14 protein-coding genes are annotated in these 16,662 nt (G+C 68.9%); 4 read left to right on the top strand and 10 right to left on the bottom strand.

Translation table 11 applies throughout. The annotated features are described in order from the left end of the window. Positions 1-2: 2 nt before the first annotated feature. The 3 genes from D5S18_RS31590 to D5S18_RS31580 all read right to left on the bottom strand — a co-directional run bounded on the left by D5S18_RS31590 (position 3) and on the right by D5S18_RS31580 (position 3,804). Positions 3-1,124 carry a histidinol-phosphate transaminase gene (locus D5S18_RS31590; RefSeq protein ID WP_239004116.1) on the bottom strand — a complete coding sequence of 374 codons (1,122 nt, stop codon included), beginning with the start codon at positions 1,122-1,124 and terminating at the stop codon, positions 3-5. Beyond that, positions 1,121-2,458, bottom strand: coding sequence for a histidinol dehydrogenase (gene hisD / locus D5S18_RS35990; protein ID WP_120044782.1), 1,338 nt, complete (start codon positions 2,456-2,458; stop codon positions 1,121-1,123). The genes D5S18_RS31590 and hisD overlap by 4 nt, the downstream gene beginning before the upstream one ends. Positions 2,459-2,634: 176 nt before the next feature. After that, entirely contained in the window at positions 2,635-3,804 is a 1,170-nt protein-coding gene (locus D5S18_RS31580; RefSeq protein WP_239004115.1) for a cytochrome P450 family protein, read from the bottom strand. Positions 3,805-3,990: 186 nt separating this feature from the next. On the opposite strand from D5S18_RS31580, the gene D5S18_RS31575 reads away from it, so the two are divergent. From D5S18_RS31575 to D5S18_RS31565, 3 genes are all read left to right on the top strand, one after another. After that, complete coding sequence (locus D5S18_RS31575; RefSeq protein ID WP_203237011.1) at positions 3,991-4,272, top strand: type II toxin-antitoxin system Phd/YefM family antitoxin; 282 nt, start codon at positions 3,991-3,993, stop codon at positions 4,270-4,272. A 2-nt stretch (positions 4,273-4,274) separates the two neighbouring features. Further along, the gene (locus D5S18_RS31570) at positions 4,275-4,535 is read left to right on the top strand and encodes a Txe/YoeB family addiction module toxin (protein WP_120044930.1); all 261 of its coding nucleotides are present in this window, start codon (positions 4,275-4,277) and stop codon (positions 4,533-4,535) included. 99 nt (positions 4,536-4,634) lie between these two features. Next, on the top strand, positions 4,635-5,759 hold the full coding sequence (locus tag D5S18_RS31565; RefSeq protein ID WP_120044780.1) for a DUF418 domain-containing protein: 1,125 nt from the start codon (positions 4,635-4,637) through the stop codon (positions 5,757-5,759). A 310-nt stretch (positions 5,760-6,069) separates the two neighbouring features. Here the strand turns inward: D5S18_RS31565 and D5S18_RS31560 are convergent, their stop codons facing one another. The 3 genes from D5S18_RS31560 to D5S18_RS31550 form a co-directional block, all read right to left on the bottom strand. Next, positions 6,070-7,620, bottom strand: coding sequence for a serine/threonine-protein kinase (locus D5S18_RS31560; protein ID WP_120044929.1), 1,551 nt, complete (start codon positions 7,618-7,620; stop codon positions 6,070-6,072). 248 nt (positions 7,621-7,868) lie between these two features. Beyond that, a complete protein-coding gene (locus tag D5S18_RS31555) occupies positions 7,869-9,632 on the bottom strand; it encodes a penicillin-binding transpeptidase domain-containing protein (protein WP_203237010.1) in 1,764 nt (587 codons plus the stop codon). 98 nt (positions 9,633-9,730) lie between these two features. Then, positions 9,731-10,585 (bottom strand): arylamine N-acetyltransferase family protein, encoded by an 855-nt coding sequence (locus D5S18_RS31550; protein ID WP_120044778.1) that lies wholly within the window; start codon positions 10,583-10,585, stop codon positions 9,731-9,733. A 412-nt stretch (positions 10,586-10,997) separates the two neighbouring features. Between D5S18_RS31550 and D5S18_RS31545 the strand changes: the two genes are divergently transcribed. After that, a complete protein-coding gene (locus D5S18_RS31545) occupies positions 10,998-12,173 on the top strand; it encodes a winged helix DNA-binding domain-containing protein (protein ID WP_120044777.1) in 1,176 nt (391 codons plus the stop codon). Here D5S18_RS31545 and D5S18_RS31540 read toward each other — a convergent pair whose 3' ends face one another. The 4 genes from D5S18_RS31540 to nadA form a co-directional block, all read right to left on the bottom strand. Next, entirely contained in the window at positions 12,174-12,914 is a 741-nt protein-coding gene (locus D5S18_RS31540) for a methyltransferase domain-containing protein (protein ID WP_120044776.1), read from the bottom strand. A 10-nt stretch (positions 12,915-12,924) separates the two neighbouring features. Continuing rightward, positions 12,925-13,785 carry a carboxylating nicotinate-nucleotide diphosphorylase gene (gene nadC / locus D5S18_RS31535; protein WP_120044775.1) on the bottom strand — a complete coding sequence of 287 codons (861 nt, stop codon included), beginning with the start codon at positions 13,783-13,785 and terminating at the stop codon, positions 12,925-12,927. Positions 13,786-13,886: 101 nt separating this feature from the next. Further along, positions 13,887-15,494, bottom strand: coding sequence for an L-aspartate oxidase (locus D5S18_RS31530; protein ID WP_120044774.1), 1,608 nt, complete (start codon positions 15,492-15,494; stop codon positions 13,887-13,889). Positions 15,495-15,574: 80 nt separating this feature from the next. Beyond that, positions 15,575-16,618 carry a quinolinate synthase NadA gene (gene nadA, locus D5S18_RS31525; RefSeq protein WP_120044773.1) on the bottom strand — a complete coding sequence of 348 codons (1,044 nt, stop codon included), beginning with the start codon at positions 16,616-16,618 and terminating at the stop codon, positions 15,575-15,577. Positions 16,619-16,662 lie beyond the last annotated feature (44 nt).

Raw genomic sequence — 16,662 nt, 5'->3', positions numbered from 1 at the left:
ATTCATCTGGGGACGAGGTCGGTGGTCGCGAGCGCGGCGCCGACCCGGAGGAATTCGTCGTTCTCGGCGGCCAGGCCGATGGTGGCGCGCAGGTAGCCGGGGATGCCGACATCACGAATGAGCACGCCGCTGTCCAAGTAGCGCTGCCAAGTAGCGCCCGCATCGGCGAACCGGCCGAACAGCAGGAAGTTGGCATCGCTGGGCACCACGTCGAAACCCAAGGCGCGCAAGGACTCCGCCACCCTGTCGCGCTGGCGGGCCAATTCCGCGACACTGGCCAGCGTCTCGTCGGCATGCCGCAGCGCGGCCCGCGCGGCGGCCTGTGTGACCACCGACAGGTGATAGGGCAGGCGCACCAGCAGCAGCGCGTCGATCATCGCGGGCGCGGCGGCCAAGTAGCCGAGACGGCCGCCCGCGAAGGCGAACGCCTTGCTCATGGTGCGCGTGACCACCAACTTGGCGGGATGACGATCGATCAACCCGATCGCGCTCGGCGCGGCGGAGAACTCCCCGTACGCCTCGTCCACGATCACCAGCCCCGGCGCGACCTCCAGAATGCGCGCCATATCGGCGGGCGCGATGCTGTGCCCCGTCGGATTGTTCGGGCTGGTCACGAACACCACATCCGGGCGGCGCTCGGCGATCGCGTTCACCGCGTAATCGATATCGAGAGAGAAATCGGCATTGCGCTTGGCCTCGAGCCATTCGGTATCGATGCCCTCGGAGATGATGGGGTGCATCGAATACGACGGCACGAAACCCAGTGCGGTGCGGCCCGGCCCACCGAACGCCTGCAGCAACTGTTGCAGGATCTCGTTGGAGCCGTTGGCCGCCCACACATTCGCGGTGTCCAGCGCGACACCGGTCTGGCGGGTGAGATAGGCGGCGAGGTCGCCGCGCAGCGCGACGGCGTCGCGGTCCGGGTAGCGGTGCAGATCGGCGGCGGCGGCGCGAATGGATTCGGCGACATCGTCGATCAGTGCGCGACTGGGCGGATGCGGATTCTCATTGGTGTTCAACTGCACCGGGACCGTCAACTGCGGTGCGCCGTAAGGCTTGCGACCACGCAGAGTGTCCCGCAGGGGTAGGTCTTCGAGGGTGATGGCCGAACCGGGAATGGTCACGACAGCGCCTCGAATCGCGCGGTGACAGCCTGGCCGTGCGCGGGCAGATCCTCGGCATGCGAGAGCGCCACCACATGTCCGGCGACATCCTTCAGCGCCGCCTCGGTGTACTCCACCACGTGGATACCGCGCAGGAAGGTCTGCACGCTCAAACCCGAGGAGTGCCTGGCGCATCCGGCGGTCGGCAGCACGTGATTCGAACCCGCGCAATAGTCGCCCAGGCTGACCGGCGCGTACGGGCCGAGGAAAATCGCGCCCGCGCAGCGCACCCGCGCCGCCACGGCCGCCGCGTCCCTGGTCTGGATCTCCAAGTGCTCGGCCGCGTAGGCGTTGACCACCCGCAGACCCTGCTCGATATCGTCCACCAGCACGATCCCGGACTGCCTGCCCGAGAGCGCCTCCCGCACCCGGTGCGCGTGCTTGACCACGGGCAGTTGGGCATTGAGCGCGGCATCCACCGCATCGGCCAGCGCCGCGCTGTCGGTGACCAGCACGCTCGCCGCCAGCACATCGTGTTCGGCCTGACTGATCAGATCCGCCGCCACATGCACCGGGTCGGCGGTGGCATCGGCGAGGACGGCGATCTCCGTCGGCCCCGCCTCGGCGTCGATACCGACCAGGCCGCGCACCAGCCGCTTGGCGGCGGTGACATAGATATTGCCGGGGCCGGTGATCAGATCCACCGGTTCGAGCGCCGCGCCCGTGGTGTCGACACCGCCGTAGGCGAGCAGCGCGACCGCCTGCGCGCCGCCGACCGCCCACACCTCCTCGACGCCGAGCAGGGCCGCGGCGGCCAGAATGGTCGGATGCGGCAGGCCACCGAACCTGACCTGCGGCGGCGAGGCCACCACCAGCGAACCGACGCCCGCGGTCTGCGCGGGCACCACATTCATCACCACACTCGACGGGTAGACGGCATTACCGCCCGGCACGTACAGGCCGACCCGCTCCACCGCGACCCAGCGCTCGGTGACGGTGCCGCCGGGCACCACCTCGGTGACCTTATCGGTGCGCCGCTGATCGGCGTGGACGCGGCGGGCGCGGGCGATGGACTCCTCGAGCGCCGCGCGCACCGTCGAATCCAGTTGGTCCAGCGCCTTTTCCAGCTCGGCGGCGGGCACCCGGACCGCGGCGGGCAGCACGCCGTCGAAACGTTCGCCGTATTCGAGGGCGGCTTCGACGCCGCGATCCCTGATCGCCTCGACCACCGGACGCACATGATGCAGCACCGAGTCGACGTCGACTCCCCCGCGCGGCAGCGCGGAGCGCAGCTCGGCTATGGCGGGAGTGCGGCCGCGCAGATCCACGCGGGCGAGCTCGATGGGGGTTGTCATGTGGGCCACGGTCCTTGTCTACTGGTGCTTCCACGCCGAACGGTCGGTTTCACGGCAACCGTTCGCTTACCAGCCTAATGGGCACTGTCGGCGCAGCCGTCCGCAGACCCGCGCCAGGCCGGAGCGAAGGCGGAGGTACGCGTAGTGATCCAGAGAGAACAGCTTCCCGGCGGTGTCTATATGTGCAGCGGCGGGGATTCCGGGAAGACCACCGGTAGCGCGGTCAGCGCGCGATGGAAGGGATCGCGCCGCCAGGACAGGTACTCGGGGGCGATGGCGAGCGACAGATCGGGCAGGGCGTCGAGTAGCTGATCAATGGCGACCTCGGCGATCAACTGGGCCTGGGCGGCGGCCGGGCATGCGTGCGGACCCGAACCCCAGGCCAGGTGGGCACGGGTGCCCGCGTAGGCGGCGGAACCGCTCGTCGGATCGGCATTGCAGGCGGCGATACCGATGAGCACCGGTTGATGGGCCGGTAGCCACGTGCCGTCGATCTGGACAGGTTGGCCAGGGTAGGTGAGCGCGCCCGTCGCCACCGGTGGATCGGTGCGCAGGATCTCCTCCAGCGCGGCGCGGGTGGTCAGCGCGCCGCCGAGGTAGTCCGCGTGGAAGCGGTCGTCGATCAGGGTGAGCAGCAGGGTGTTGGCGATCAGGTCGCGCAGGGGTTCCATGGCGGAGCGGTAGAGTTCGGCGGCCTGTTCGAGTATTTCCAGGTCGGTCAGCGCGGCGGAATGGGTCAGCAGTCGGGTGAGTACGTCATCGCCCGGATCGGCGCGCTTGGCGGCGAGGAGTCCGGTCATCTCCTCGGGCGCGTCGACCAACCGGGTCCCGAGGTCCGGCGGCAGGCCGAGCACGACCTCGAGCGCGGCCCGCGTCACCGGTGCCGCGTATTCGCTCACCAGATCGGCCGCACCGGCCGCGCAGAACGAATTGATCTGCGGCACCGCGATATTCACCACCGTCCGATGCAGCAGATGCAGATCGACCTCGGCGAGGACGTCCGCGACCGCACCCCGGTAGCGGGTGTGGGCGTCACCGTCACAGTGGCGCAATGTGGGTCGCCACCGCATCCGCGCGGGCACCGGGCAGCCCGGTGCGAGGGCCTGCTCCCAGTTCCGCGCATCCGCCGGAAAATGCTCCGGATCCCGCAGCACCCGCAACGCCGCCGCATGCCCGATCACCAAGGTCGCCGCCACGCCCGGCGCCAACTCCACCGGAACCTGCGCCCCCGACCCGCGCATCTCCCGATACACCCCGTGCGGATCCGCCGCGAACTCCGCCCCGTACAGCGAAAACCCCGAACCCCGCGCCCCTGCTTCATCAGGACCGTGGTCGTATGCGCTCAACGAACAACTCCGAAGTGGTCGAATGATCCGAACCGACAACCAATTCCGGCAGCCTACGGCCTCCGACCCGTCCTCGCCCGGCTACCCGTACCCGCACACCCTAGCGGCCTCGACGCAATCCCGTACTCGATCGCGTACAGTTGGGTGTACCCCGCCCATCCATGCGGGATAGGAGGAGTGTTCACCATGAGAGCGATGCACGCCACGGATGCCCGCGCCAACTTCGCCGAGGTGCTGGACGCGGCCACCGAAGACAACGACGAAGTGATCATCACCCGCAGTGGCGGCAAGGCCCCGGCCGTGGTGATCTCCTTGGCCGAGTATTCGGCACTGAAGGAAACCAACTACCTGCTGTCCAACCCGACGATGGCACGGCGACTTCTCGACTCGATCGCCAATGTGGACGCCGGACGTACGGAGGTACACGAATTGATCGATGTAGCCGATGAGGCGGACGACGACCTGTGAGCCTGAAAGTTCGCTTCGATCCGAATGGCTGGGAAGACTACCTGCACTGGCAGCGCGAGGATCGAAAACTGCTGCGGCGCATCAACCTTCTGATCGAGGACATCCGCCGCAACGGCAACGCCGATGGCATCGGCAAGCCGGAGCCGCTGCGGGCGAACCTCTCCGGATGGTGGTCGCGGCGGATCGATTCCGGACATCGCCTGGTCTACCGCGCCGACGACGATACCGTCACCATCGTCGCCTGCCGAGGGCACTACGACTAACCGCAACCGACCATCGCCAACTTTTCATCCTTGGGAACGATCCCCCCTCACACTGCGGTGTGATCCGGGACGAGAACGGGATGCTTAGCGTCCGGGGGTATGGATCAGCAGGTTGCTTCCGTGCCGCGGATCGAGGCGCTCGATGTGTTGCGCGGGTTTTCCCTCGGTGGGATTTTCGTCGTCAATATCATGGCCATGTCGGGACCGTTCACCTTCGAGGGTGGAGCGGCGCATGATCTGGTCGGGATTTTCTTTCATAACAAGTTCTATGTGCTGTTCGGATTCCTGTTCGGATACTCGCTCACCATGCAATTCCGGTCGGCGGAGCGGGCGGGGGCCAATGCGGTGGCGCGCACGGTGCGGCGCTGCCTGGCGCTGATGGCGATCGGGCTACTGCACCGGGTGTTCTTCTACGACAGCGAGGTGCTGTTCGGGTACGGCGCGATCGCCCTGGTGTTGTTGGCGCTGAGTCGGATTCGGATCAGGACGGCATTGATCACGGCCGCGGTGCCGTTCGGCTTGTTCGCCGTCGTGATGACCGCCATGCAACTGTTCGGCGGCGACTCCGCGTCGAGCGAGTCCGACAGGTCGACCCAACTCGAGGCGATGCGAGCCGGGTGGCTGGACGCGGCGGCGTACCGCTGGGACGGGTTCGTGCACAATCTGCCACAGTTCCTGCTGTTCGGTCTGCTGAATGTGCTGCCGACGCTGCTACTCGGATTCGTGGCGGGCAAGCGGCGCATCCTGGAACAGCCGCAGCGCTACCTGCCGTGGCTGGGGCGCGTCCAGATCATCGGGTACGGGATCGGGCTGCCGATCGCGGCGCTGGAGACGCTGACGGATTTGCCGCTCGCCGGTCCCGCCTATTTGGCCGCGCCACTGCTGACCGCCGCCTACTCGGCCACCGTTCTCCAACTGCTGCACCGGTATTCGTGGCTGCGGGAGGTGTTCGCCCCCGCAGGCAAGTTGGCCGCCACCAACTACATCGGCCAATCGGTCCTCGCGGCGATCCTCTTCACCGGATACGGTTTCGCCATGGCGGGTCGGATGAACGACTGGGTGATCCTCGCCATCGCCGCGGCCGTCTACGCCGCCCAATTGGCCGCCAGCGCTTGGTATATCCGCCGCCACCGCTACGGGCCGATCGAATGGGTGCTGCGGATGGCCACTTACGGCACGCTGCATCCGAATCGCACCCAAATCCCTTCTACGGCAGGAAGCTGACTACCCCACGACTGCCAATCCTCTGCCAGTGACGGGTATTCGCCTTGGCGGGACGCCTCGAAGGTGGCAGCGTAGTCGGTGGGGGCGTGAGAATGGCGATGCGAGCGCTCCGCTCAGTCGGCAACGGGGCCGAACAATCGGCGACACCCTCGGGGCGGACGGCAATGGGGCCGCGGACCGCGGCGGTGGGCCGGGGCGTCCGCTGCGACGCCCGCACCGCCCTTGGGCATCGGATTCGATCCGGTGCCCACGGGTGTCTGTGTGGTGCGGTCGCGCAGCGGGTGGCCCTCGCGGCGAATAGCGCAGCGGCTCAGCGAGTATCGCTGTCGATGAGCAACTGCCCGCTGGAGTCGATCACCCGGTATTGCAGCGAGCTGCGCGCCTTGCCATCGGTGTACACCAGGTTGGGCATATGCATATCCGCCGAACCGTCGCCGCTGTTGGAACCGCTGATCCCGCCGCCGAAATCCTGGATCCCGTGATCGGACCAGTACTGCTGGAAGGAGGACTGATTCCCGTACAACTGCTGGGCGGCGGGCGTCAACTGACCCCACGCATTGCTGAAGCGCGAGTTCAGGATGTCCTTATAGAACTGGACGATCACATTGGCGGCCGAACCGGTATTGACCTGACTCGAATTCTTGGTCTGACCGGGTGCGACCTTGGGGGCGGCACTGGATGGTCCGGCGGACGAGGAGGCCGGGGCATTGGCCTGCGCCGAGGGACCGCTGCCGCCACCGCTGTTCATGGAGGCGACGGTGATGGCTCCGGCCGCGACGACCGCACCGACCACCGAGCCGATCAGCACCGCCTTGCGCTTGCTGCCCTTGGGGGCGGCGGGCTGGACCGTGGTGCGCGGATGCGCGGCGGTGGGCGGATGCGCCGGGCTGACCGCGCCGTTGTAGCGGGGCGGTTCGGGCAGCGGACGCGAAATCGGTTCGGTCTGGCCATTGTTGGGGGCGGCCGGGGGGCGCGGGGAGCGCTTGACGCCCTCGGGGAGGCGGCGGGTGGCATATGCCTCACTGGCGGGGACGAAGCCTGCCGCCACCGGGGTGGGACCGGCCTCGGCGAGCGCGGTCAGGTAGTCGCGCGCGGCCCGCATGGTGGGCCGCTCGGTGGGTTCCGGGCTCAGCAGTTGCAGCAGGAAATCCGTTGCGGGACCGGCATTGCGGGGTTCGGTGATCTGGCCGTTGGCCGCGGCGTACAGCACGGCGAGCGGATTGGCGTTGGCCCCGTAGGGCGGTTCGCCTTCCAGGGCGTGAAAGAGCGTGGCTCCCAGGGAGAATACGTCCGAGGCCGGGCTCGGGTCGGTGCCGCGCGCGCACTCGGGGGCGAGGTAGGCGGCGGTGCCGCAGATGAGGCCGGTCTCGGTGAGGGTGACATCGCCGGTGGCCCTGGAGATGCCGAAATCGGTGATCTTCACCGTGCCGTGGTCGTCGAGCAGGACATTGCCCGGTTTGACATCGCGGTGCACGATGCCCGCCTGGTGCGCGGCGATGAGCGCGGAGGCCACCTGCTCGCCGATGCGCCCGACCTGGGTGAGCGGCAAGGTGCCCTGCGCGGACAGCACCATGGCCAGGCTGCGCGATTTGAGGTACTCCATGACCAAGCACGGGTCACCGTCGTGCTCGGTGATATCGAAAACCACGATGGCATTGGGATGTTGGAAGCGGGCGGCATTGCGGGCCTCGCGGATCGCGCGCTGGCGCACCACGTCTCGCTCCCCCTCGGGGAGGCTGGCCTTGATGTGGATCTGCTTGACCGCGACCGAGCGCTGCAGGCGCTCGTCGACGGCACGCCAAACCACGCCTGTGCCGCCGCTACCAATCCGCTCGACCAGGCGGTAATGTTCCGCGATCAACTGACCGGTATCGATGGCGCCTACTCCGAACCTTCTCGAAATCGTGACATCCCGCGCGTCGACCACCTGCGTGGTCGCGAACGAGTGTAGCGGGCCGCGCCGCGACCTCCACGCCGACTCCGGCGTGCCGTCCGTGCACGGGTGCTGACGCGCGTGACGCGCGCGACACTCACCCTAGTGCACGCTGTCGGCGAAGCCGTCCTTGAACCCGCGCACAGCTGGAGGTACGTCCGGCGCATGCGCGGCAATCAGCGTGTGGCGCGCAGCATTCGGCCCGCGGCGGCGACCGCCGGAGCGGAACTTCCGGCGTCGGCGATGAAGACCGCGAAGGCCATATCGCCCTCGATGCCGACGAACCAGCCGTGCGCGTGCTTGTCGTCGATGTATTCGGCGGTGCCGGTCTTGCCGAGCAGGTCCGGGATATCGCGCAACTCGGTGGCGGTGCCCGAGGTGATGGTCTCGCGCATCATGGGTTCGATCTGCTGCGGGATGCTCGCGGGTAACGCCGCGGTCGGGCGATCCGCTTTGCCGGGTGCGCCGCGCACCACGGTGGGCGCGGGCACCGATCCGTGCGCCAGTGCCGCGGCTACCAGCGCCATCCCGAACGGGGTGGCCGTCACCCGGCCTTGACCGATACCGGATTCGACGCGCTGGGCCGGGGTGTCCGCGGTGGGCGCCTTCCCGGTGACGGTGGTCAATCCCGGTGTCACGAAGTCGACACCGAGTCCCAATTGCGCCGCGGCCTTGGTGAGGCCCTCGGGCGGCAACTGGACCGCGAGCCTGCCCATGGTGGTATTGCAGGATTTGGCGAATGCGGTGTGCAGCGGGACTTTTCCGAGATCGAAATTATTGTCGTTGGGAATCTGTCTGCCCTCGATGTTCTCGGTGCCCGGACAGCCGACGACCGTGTCCGGCGTGGCGATGCCCGCCTGCAGCGCGGCCGAGACCGTCACCGTCTTGAAGGTCGATCCGGGCGGGTAGAGGCCGGTGAGGGCGATCGGACCCTGCGCGTCGGCGGCGGCGTTCTGCGCCATGGCCAGCACGCTGCCGGTGGAGGGTTGCAGCGCGACGATGGCGGCGGGTTTGTCGATCGACAGGAGCGCGGCCTTGGCCGCCCGCTGCAGACCCATATTGAGGGTGGTGGCGATATCGGGCATCGGCTTGGCCTCCGCGCCGCCGACGCGCAGGGTATTGCCACCGGCGGTGGTGGCGCGCACCGCCCAGCCCGCGGCGGCGTCGAATTGCTGCTGCCACAGGTCCGACAGGCCGGAGAAGACGGGGGAGGCCAGCGATCTGTCGGAGGTGAGCAGGCGGGGCTGCGGTGCCAGGGTAACGCCGGGGAGGGCGGCGAGCCGTTCTTGGATCGGCGCGATATCGGCGGCGCGCAGTGTGATGACGGTGGCCGGTTTCCCTTGGGCCGCCGCCAGATCCGTTTGCATCGAGGCGGGGGTGATATCCGGGGCGACCCCACCGAGGAGTGCGGCGACCGCGGCGGTGTCTGCGCCCGGCGCGATATTCACCAGGGTGACGATCTGCTGGCTGAGCAGATCGCCACCGCCGGAGTCGAGCACCCGCGCGGGTGTGGCCGGGTAGGCCGGGCCGTAGCTCAGCGGACCCTGGTCCAGGCCGGGTGCGATGCTCGCCGGATTCCAGTGCACCTTCCAGCCGTCGTGGTCGGCGGCGGTGGCCGGGGCGGTGTAGCTCCACTGTTTGGACCCGTCGGGGCCGAGTTTCCAGGTGGCCGCGAGGGTGAACGCGCCCGCGTCCTTGGTCGTGGGGTCGCGGACTTCGAAGCGCACATTCTTGCCCAGGCCGTCGAAGAGTCCGGTGAGCGCGGCCCCAGCGGCCTGCGGGGCGTCGGTGAGCGCGGCCGCGGCTGCCGGATCGTCGCGGTTCAGCGCGTCGGCGAAGCGCTGGGCGACGGTCTTGGGCTGATCGGGTCCCGAGGCGCAGCCGGTGAGGGCCAACGTCGGGATCGCGATCAGGGCGAGCAGGCGTGGTGGGATGCGCACCCGCTCGACCCTACTCACGCGATTCGCGGGCGGGCATCACTCGCACGGGCGAATCCTTTGGTTTGTCCGAGGCTGCGCACCTGTGGACGACTGGGATGTCAGTCGGCGAATTCGAGGCGGCCGAAGTCTTCGTCGCCCAGTTCGATATCGAAGACCTCGCGCAGGATCTCGGGCAACTCGCCGATGGTCGGCTCGCGAGTTTCGAGGCGGCCGTCCGGATAGCGGGTATTCCAGGTGCGGTTGTTGAGTTCGTGGTGCACGTCGGGGTGGAAGCGCTGCGCGTAGGGCCGGGTGGCGAAAGGCGAACGCGGCGAGGTGGACACGTACAGATTGCCCACCTCGAAATCGATCCGGTACTTCGGTTCGACGGTGAAGGTGTAGCGCTGAATCCACCCGCTCGGGCCGAACTGGTGCAGCGCCCACAGTTCGGAATCGAGCGCGCCGCGCAGCGCTTCGAGGCGGAATCGCCAGTCGCCCGAAGGGAATTCGCCGGTATCGGGGGCGAGTGCGTACGGTTCGAGCGGGCCTGCGCCGAATCCGACGTCGCACAGCCAGATCCGGTCGTCGGCGGCGGTGCGGACTCGCAGCAGCGCGTGCGTCGAGGGCCGCAACCCCGTCGGTTCGCCCATCACCACCCGTCCGGTGTGCGCGGTGAACTCGAAGCCGAACCGTTGCAGCGCGGCCGCGAACAGCGTGACGTGCTCGAAGCAGTAGCCGCCGCGCCGGTGGCGAATCATCTTGTCCTGCACAGCGGCCAGGTCCAACGCCACGCCGCGCCCCAGGACGGCGTCGAAGTTCTCGAAGGGCAGCGCGGTGGTGTGCGCGCGATGCAGCAGCCGCAGCGTCTCGGGTGTCGGCGTCGGCTCCCCCGCGTAGCCGATCCGCTCCAAATACGCGTCCAGATCCAGTTCCGCGCCGTTCCAGTGGTATGCGGGATCCACGTTGGTGGTCATCTCACCTCTTATCTCGCAGCCGCGTTCACCCGGCATGTCGACCAACCGGACCATAACCCGGATTGTTCCCCCAGCGCTGCGAGGTGCCCTCGCTCAACCCCACGAACACGCCACCGGCCAGCGCCAATCCGCCGACCGGATTGTCGCCGCGCCGACCGCCGCGTGTTCGCGCGGCCGCTCCAGGGTGGTGGTCATTCCCTACTCCCAAGTTCGAGTAATCCCGTATTAGTACGATCGGAGTCGAACATCAACGCGGTACGAGAAAATTCGTACAAGGAGTTTGCATGACCACCACCGAAATCGCGGCGGGCCGGATCCCTGGACGCGCGTTTTCCGGGACTGGTCGATCTACTGCGCGAATGGCGGCCCATCGAATGACGCGACCGAACATTCCCTCGACTAGGATTCGCTCATGCGTTCGATAAACAGTGCCGAACGGCGGGCCAGACTCGGGATTCGGCATCTGCTCGCCGCCAAGAACGGCGCGCCGGAGCGGATCGCCGAATCGGTTGTCGCCCTGCACGCCACCGATCCGGCCGGCGTATTCCTGTCGGTGGCGGCGCGCGGGCGCGAACTCGAGCCGAAGGATGTGGAGCGGGCGCTGTACGACGATCGCACCCTGCTGCGCATGCTGGCCATGCGGCGCACCATGTTCGTGACGCCGACCGATTCGGTCGGCGTGCTCCAGGCCGCGAGCGCGAACGACCTGGCGGACAAGCAACGTCGCACCTATGCCAAATACCTCGAGCGATCGGGGGCCGTCGAGGGCGATGCCTTGGCCTGGTTCACCGAGGTCGAGGAGCAGACGCATCAGGCACTACTGGCACGCGGGGTCGCCACGGGCGCGCAGTTGAGCAAGGATGTGCCGCTGCTACGGACTCAGGTGAATATCGCTGCGGACAAGTCGTATTCGAAGCCCACCGGCATCACCACCTGGGTGCTGGTGGTCCTCGGCGCGCAAGGGCGGATCGTGCGCGGCCGACCCAATGGCGGTTGGAGCAGTAGCCAATACACCTGGTCGCCCGTGGAATCCTTGCTGCCGCAAGGCATCGCGCGCCTGTCCGCCGCCGAGGCCAGGGCCGAGCTGGTGCGCAGGTGGCTCACCGCCTTCGGTCCGGCCCCGATCACCGATCTCAAATGGTGGACGGGCTGGCCGGTCGGCGAGGTGAGAAAGGCGCTGGCCCACCTCGATACGGCGGAGGTGGACCTCGGCGCGGCGGGCGCCGGACTCGTGCTCGCCGACGATCTCGAGCCGGTCACCGCACCCGATCCTTGGGTCGCGCTGCTGCCCGCCCTCGATCCCACGCCGATGGGCTGGCAGTCCCGCGACTGGTATCTGGGTCCACACGGCCCGAACCTCTTCGACCGCAACGGGAATATCGGCCCGACCATCTGGTCCGACGGCCGCATCGTCGGCGGCTGGGCGCAGCGCTCCGACGGTGAGATCGTCCATCGGCTGCTGGAAGACGTCGGCGCGCAAACCATTTCGCTGATCGAAGCGGAGGTCGACCGGCTCACCGCCTGGTACGGCGATATCCGTGCCGTCCCCCGCTTCCGCACCCCGCTGGAACGGGAGCTGACGGCCTGATCAGAGGTCGGCGATCACCAGGCGGTAACCGAGATCGAGTTCGGTCGCGTCGAGCAGGTCGGCGTAGCGGCGCTCCCACGCGCCCGAATCGAGATCGGCGCGCAGGCGGGCCAGACCCTCGCGCAACTGCTCGGGCGGCGTGAGCCCGAACATGGACGCGCCCGCCTGCACCGCCTCGTCCAGGTAGGCGTGCGGGCGGCGCCAGAACGCGGCGCCGAAACCGTCGCGGCAATCGTGCGGAACCGGAATCGTCCGCACGGTCGTCGCGCCGAGCAACTCGGTGAGCTCCGACATCGGGACGGCCATCCCCGCATCGGTCTCGGCCGCCGCCGGGAGATAGTCGCGCAGCAGCCAGAATTCGCGGGTGACGGTGTGATCCCAGGTGAACACGACAATGCGGCGGCGGGCGATGCGCCGCAGTTCGGCCACGCCCTCGGCCAGGTCGGTCCAGTGGTGCACGGTCAGCAGGGCCAGCGCGGCATCCACGCAATCCGAGGCGAGGGGCAGGTTCTCGGCGGCGGCGCGCACGGCGGGCGCGCTGCCGGGCGGGCGCTGACCGACCATGACCGCGCTCGGATCCACCGCGACAACGGTATTGGCGGGCTCGTAGGATCCGGTGCCCGCGCCGATATTGGCGATCGACGCCATACCCGCCACCGCCGCGTCGATCGCGGCATCGATGCGCGGATCCGGCTGTCGGGTCACCGAATACGTGCGCCCGAGACTGTCATAGCGTGCCATCTTCCATCCCTCACATATCCAGGCCGAGATCGAGCACCCGCACCGAATGGGTCAGCGCGCCGACCGCGAGATAGTCGACACCGGTGCGGGCGTAGTCGGCGGCCGAATCCAATGTCAGGCTGCCGGAGGATTCCAGTTTCGTCGCGGGCGCGACGGCCTTGCGGCGCTGCACGGCGGCCTGCGTCTGCCAGAGCGGAAAGTTGTCCAGCAGTACCAGTTCCACGTTCTCGGCCAGTACCGCGTCGAGTTGTTCGAGGCTGTCGACCTCGACCTCGCACGGCAGCTCGGGTGCGGCCGCCCGCACCGCGCGCAGCGCCGCGACCACCGAACCCGCGGCCGCCACATGGTTGTCCTTGATCAACGCGGCATCGCCGAGACCCATCCGATGGTTGACGCCGCCGCCCGCGCGCACCGCGTACTTCTGCAGCGATCGCATGCCGGGCAGGGTCTTTCGACTGTCCCTGATCCGGCAGTCGGTGCCCGCCACCGCCGCCACCCACGCGGCAGTGGTGGTGGCGATCCCGGACAGGTGGCACACCAGGTTCAGCATGGTCCGCTCGGCGGTGAGCAGGCCCCGCGTCGGTGCGAGCACCTCCAGCACCGGTTCGCCCGCCCGCACCGCCGTCCCGTCCGAGACGCGCTCGGTGATCTCGTACCCGCCCGCTCCGAGCACCTCGTCCAGCACCAGCAGCCCGACATCCAGCCCGGCCACCACCCCGGCCTGGCGCGGCACCACCGCCGCCCGCACCACCGCTTCGGCCGGAACCGTCGCCGCGGTGGTGATATCCGGCCCGAACCGCAGATCCTCCTCGAGTGCGACGCGAATCAGTCGCACCGCTTCCTCACGATCCAATCCTGCATCGAGACTCATCGCACCACTCCCATACACTCGTCCGCCGCATTGCGGAATCCCATTACTGCCCCTGGTAATTCAGCACGGCCGTCCAGCGCGGGACGGCCGAGACGACCCGTTCACGATCGCGGCGCCGCCGGTGGCCTGGCCGCGACGAGTTGGGGTTTGCCGTCCCGGTTCAGCCGGATCGGCAGACTCTGGCGCAGCCGGCCCTCCTGCGTCGGATAGTCCGATCGCGTATGGCAGCCGCGACTCTCGGTGCGCAAAGCGGCCGCGGTGAGCAGGGCGCGCGCGGTCAGTGTCAGCGCGGCGTCCTCGAGGGCCGAGATGCGGCGCGCCACAGTGTCTTCCGTCGCGGCGCCGGTGAACATCCCATGGGTGAGCGTCGTGGCCGCCGCGTCGATGGCTTTGCGGGCGAGGGCGAGTCCGTCGCCGTCGCGCACCACGGCGGCATGGGTGGTCATATGCTGCTGGAGTTCCCCGCGATCGGCGTACTCCCTTGCCAGTGCGGGAATCTCGGTGACGCGGGCGCGTACGCCTCGACGCTCGACGGCGGCCGCTCCCGCGCGCTCGCCGACGACGAGCCCCTCCAGCAGGCTGTTGGAGCCGAGGCGGTTCGCACCGTGCAGGCCGGTGCGGGCCACCTCCCCTGCCGCGTACAGTCCGGCGATCTCGGTGCGTCCGCCGGCATCGGTGATGACACCACCGCACTGGTAATGCGCGGCGGGCGCGACGGGGATGAGATCCACGGCGGGGTCGATGCCCACCGCACGGCAGGAGGCGGTAATCGTCGGGAACCGGTGGGCGAAATCGGCGATGGCGCGCGCGTCGAGGTAGACGTGATCCACACCGCGGGCGCGCATGCGCCGGGCGATGGCGCGCGACACCACATCGCGCGGGGCGAGGTCGCCGCGCGGATGCACGCCGTTCATCACCGACTTGCCTGCTGCGTCCACGAGAGTCGCGCCCTCGCCGCGCACCGCCTCGCTGATCAGCGGACGTCGTCCGCGCCCGCCCGGCGTGTACAGCACGGTGGGATGGAACTGGACGAATTCCAGGTCCGCCACCGTCGCGCCGGCCCGCAGCGCCAGCGCGATACCGTCGGCGGTCGCGCCCGGCGGATTGCTGCTGAGCGCGTACAACTGGCCGAGCCCGCCGGTGGCCAACAGTACGGCGGGTGTGTGCACCACGCCGAGTCCGCGCTCGGAGACGGCGATCACGCCGCGCACACCATCGGGTCCGGTGACGATATCGGCGGCCGCCGCGCCGAACAGCACCGGAAGTCCGGCCGCGTTGAGCGCGCGCTGCACCTCGGCGCCGGTGGCGTCGCCGCCCGCGTGGATGATGCGGCGGGTGCTGTGCCCGCCCTCGCGGGTGCGCGAGACCTGTCCGTCGCGGCCGAGGTCGAAGACCGCGCCGAGGTCGGTCAGCGCCGCCACCGCCCGCGGTCCGCCGGAGACGATGGCGCGCACCGCCGCCGCGTCGCACAGTCCCGCGCCCGCCTCGAGGGTGTCGCGCAGGTGCGCGTCCACCGAATCGCCGTCCGGCGCGACGACGGCGATGCCGCCCTGGGCGTACTGGGTGGAGGTGTCGGTGGGGCCGCCCTTGCTCAGGGTCAGCACCCGCAGTCCGTGCCGCGAGGCGGTGGTGGCCGCGCTCAGACCGGCGACACCGCCGCCGATCACCACCAGGTCCGCTTCGGCCTCCCAGCCGATCGAGTCGTTCATCACGTGCCTATCCCGGTGTCCGGCAGTCGATTCCGCTCGCCGCGCCAGTGGCCTGCGCACGGAATCGACGCGGGCACCTGCTACTCGCCGCCGCCCGGATTGCCGATGGCGATCATCCGCCGCACCGAATTGCGGCCCAGCGCCGCGGTTTCCGGATCCACGTGCACCTCGTCGCGCCCCTCCACCAGGCAGCGCAGCAGGGCGGCCGGGGTGATCATCTTCATGTATTTGCAGGAGGCCCGCTCGTTGACGGCCTGGAAGTCGATGCCGGGCGCGGCCTTGCGCAGCTGGTGCAGCATGCCGATCTCGGTGGCCACCAGCACCTGGTTCGACTTGGCGGCGCGGGCGGCGTCGATCATGCCGCCGGTGGACAGGATGTGCACCCGGTCCGCCGGGAACGCGCCCTCGCCGGCGAGGTACAGCGCCGAAGTGGCGCAACCGCATTCGGGATGGACGAACAGCTCGGCGTCGGGATGGGCGCGAGCCTGCTCGGTGAGTTCGGCGCCGTTGATGCCCGCGTGCACGTGGCATTCACCGGCCCAGATGTGCAGGTTCTCCCGGCCGGTGACCCGTTTGACATGCGCACCGAGGAACTGGTCCGGCAGGAACAGCACCTCACGCTCGGGATCGATCGAAGCGACCACGTCCACGGCATTGGAGGAGGTGCAGCAGATATCGGTGAGCGCCTTCACCTCGGCGGTGGTGTTGACGTAGGAGACGACCAGCGCGCCGGGGTGTTCGGCTTTCCACGCGCGCAGTTGGGCGGCGTCGATGGAGTCGGCCAGCGAGCAGCCCGCCCGCTGATCCGGGATGAGCACGGTCTTGTGCGGACTGAGGATCTTCGCCGTCTCCGCCATGAAGTGCACGCCGCAGAACACGATGGTGTCCTCCGGGGCCTCGGCCGCGATGCGGGACAGCGCCAGCGAATCACCCACGTGATCGGCGACGTCCTGGATCGCGGGCAATTGGTAGTTGTGCGCGAGGATCGTCGCATTGCGTTCGCGGGCGAGTCGCTTGATCTCGGCCGCCCACTCCGGTGTCGCGTCCACTCCGGCATATCCGCCGGGTCCGTCGACCACCTGCCCCAGTGCCGGAGCGACCGGCTTCACACCCACCGTAGCCATGATGGCTCCCTTCCTCGTGCGTCGGCCAGAGCACCGATTCGCAC

It is taken from the genome of Nocardia panacis (assembly GCF_003598715.1).
Classification (GTDB): domain Bacteria; phylum Actinomycetota; class Actinomycetes; order Mycobacteriales; family Mycobacteriaceae; genus Nocardia; species Nocardia panacis.
The sequence above is the reverse complement of the archived record's forward strand: the minus strand, read 5'-3'. Positions and strand labels throughout refer to the sequence as shown.

Coding starts and splice junctions, on each gene's coding strand:
- D5S18_RS31575 (WP_203237011.1), top strand. CDS start 3,991: ATGAGAGCGATGCACGCCACGGATGCCCGCGCCAACTTCGCCGAGGTG.
- D5S18_RS31565 (WP_120044780.1), top strand. CDS start 4,635: ATGGATCAGCAGGTTGCTTCCGTGCCGCGGATCGAGGCGCTCGATGTG.
- D5S18_RS31530 (WP_120044774.1), bottom strand. CDS start 15,494: ATGAACGACTCGATCGGCTGGGAGGCCGAAGCGGACCTGGTGGTGATC.
- nadA (WP_120044773.1), bottom strand. CDS start 16,618: ATGGCTACGGTGGGTGTGAAGCCGGTCGCTCCGGCACTGGGGCAGGTG.
- nadC (WP_120044775.1), bottom strand. CDS start 13,785: ATGAGTCTCGATGCAGGATTGGATCGTGAGGAAGCGGTGCGACTGATT.
- D5S18_RS31545 (WP_120044777.1), top strand. CDS start 10,998: ATGCGTTCGATAAACAGTGCCGAACGGCGGGCCAGACTCGGGATTCGG.
- D5S18_RS31540 (WP_120044776.1), bottom strand. CDS start 12,914: ATGGCACGCTATGACAGTCTCGGGCGCACGTATTCGGTGACCCGACAG.
- D5S18_RS31550 (WP_120044778.1), bottom strand. CDS start 10,585: ATGACCACCAACGTGGATCCCGCATACCACTGGAACGGCGCGGAACTG.
- hisD (WP_120044782.1), bottom strand. CDS start 2,458: ATGACAACCCCCATCGAGCTCGCCCGCGTGGATCTGCGCGGCCGCACT.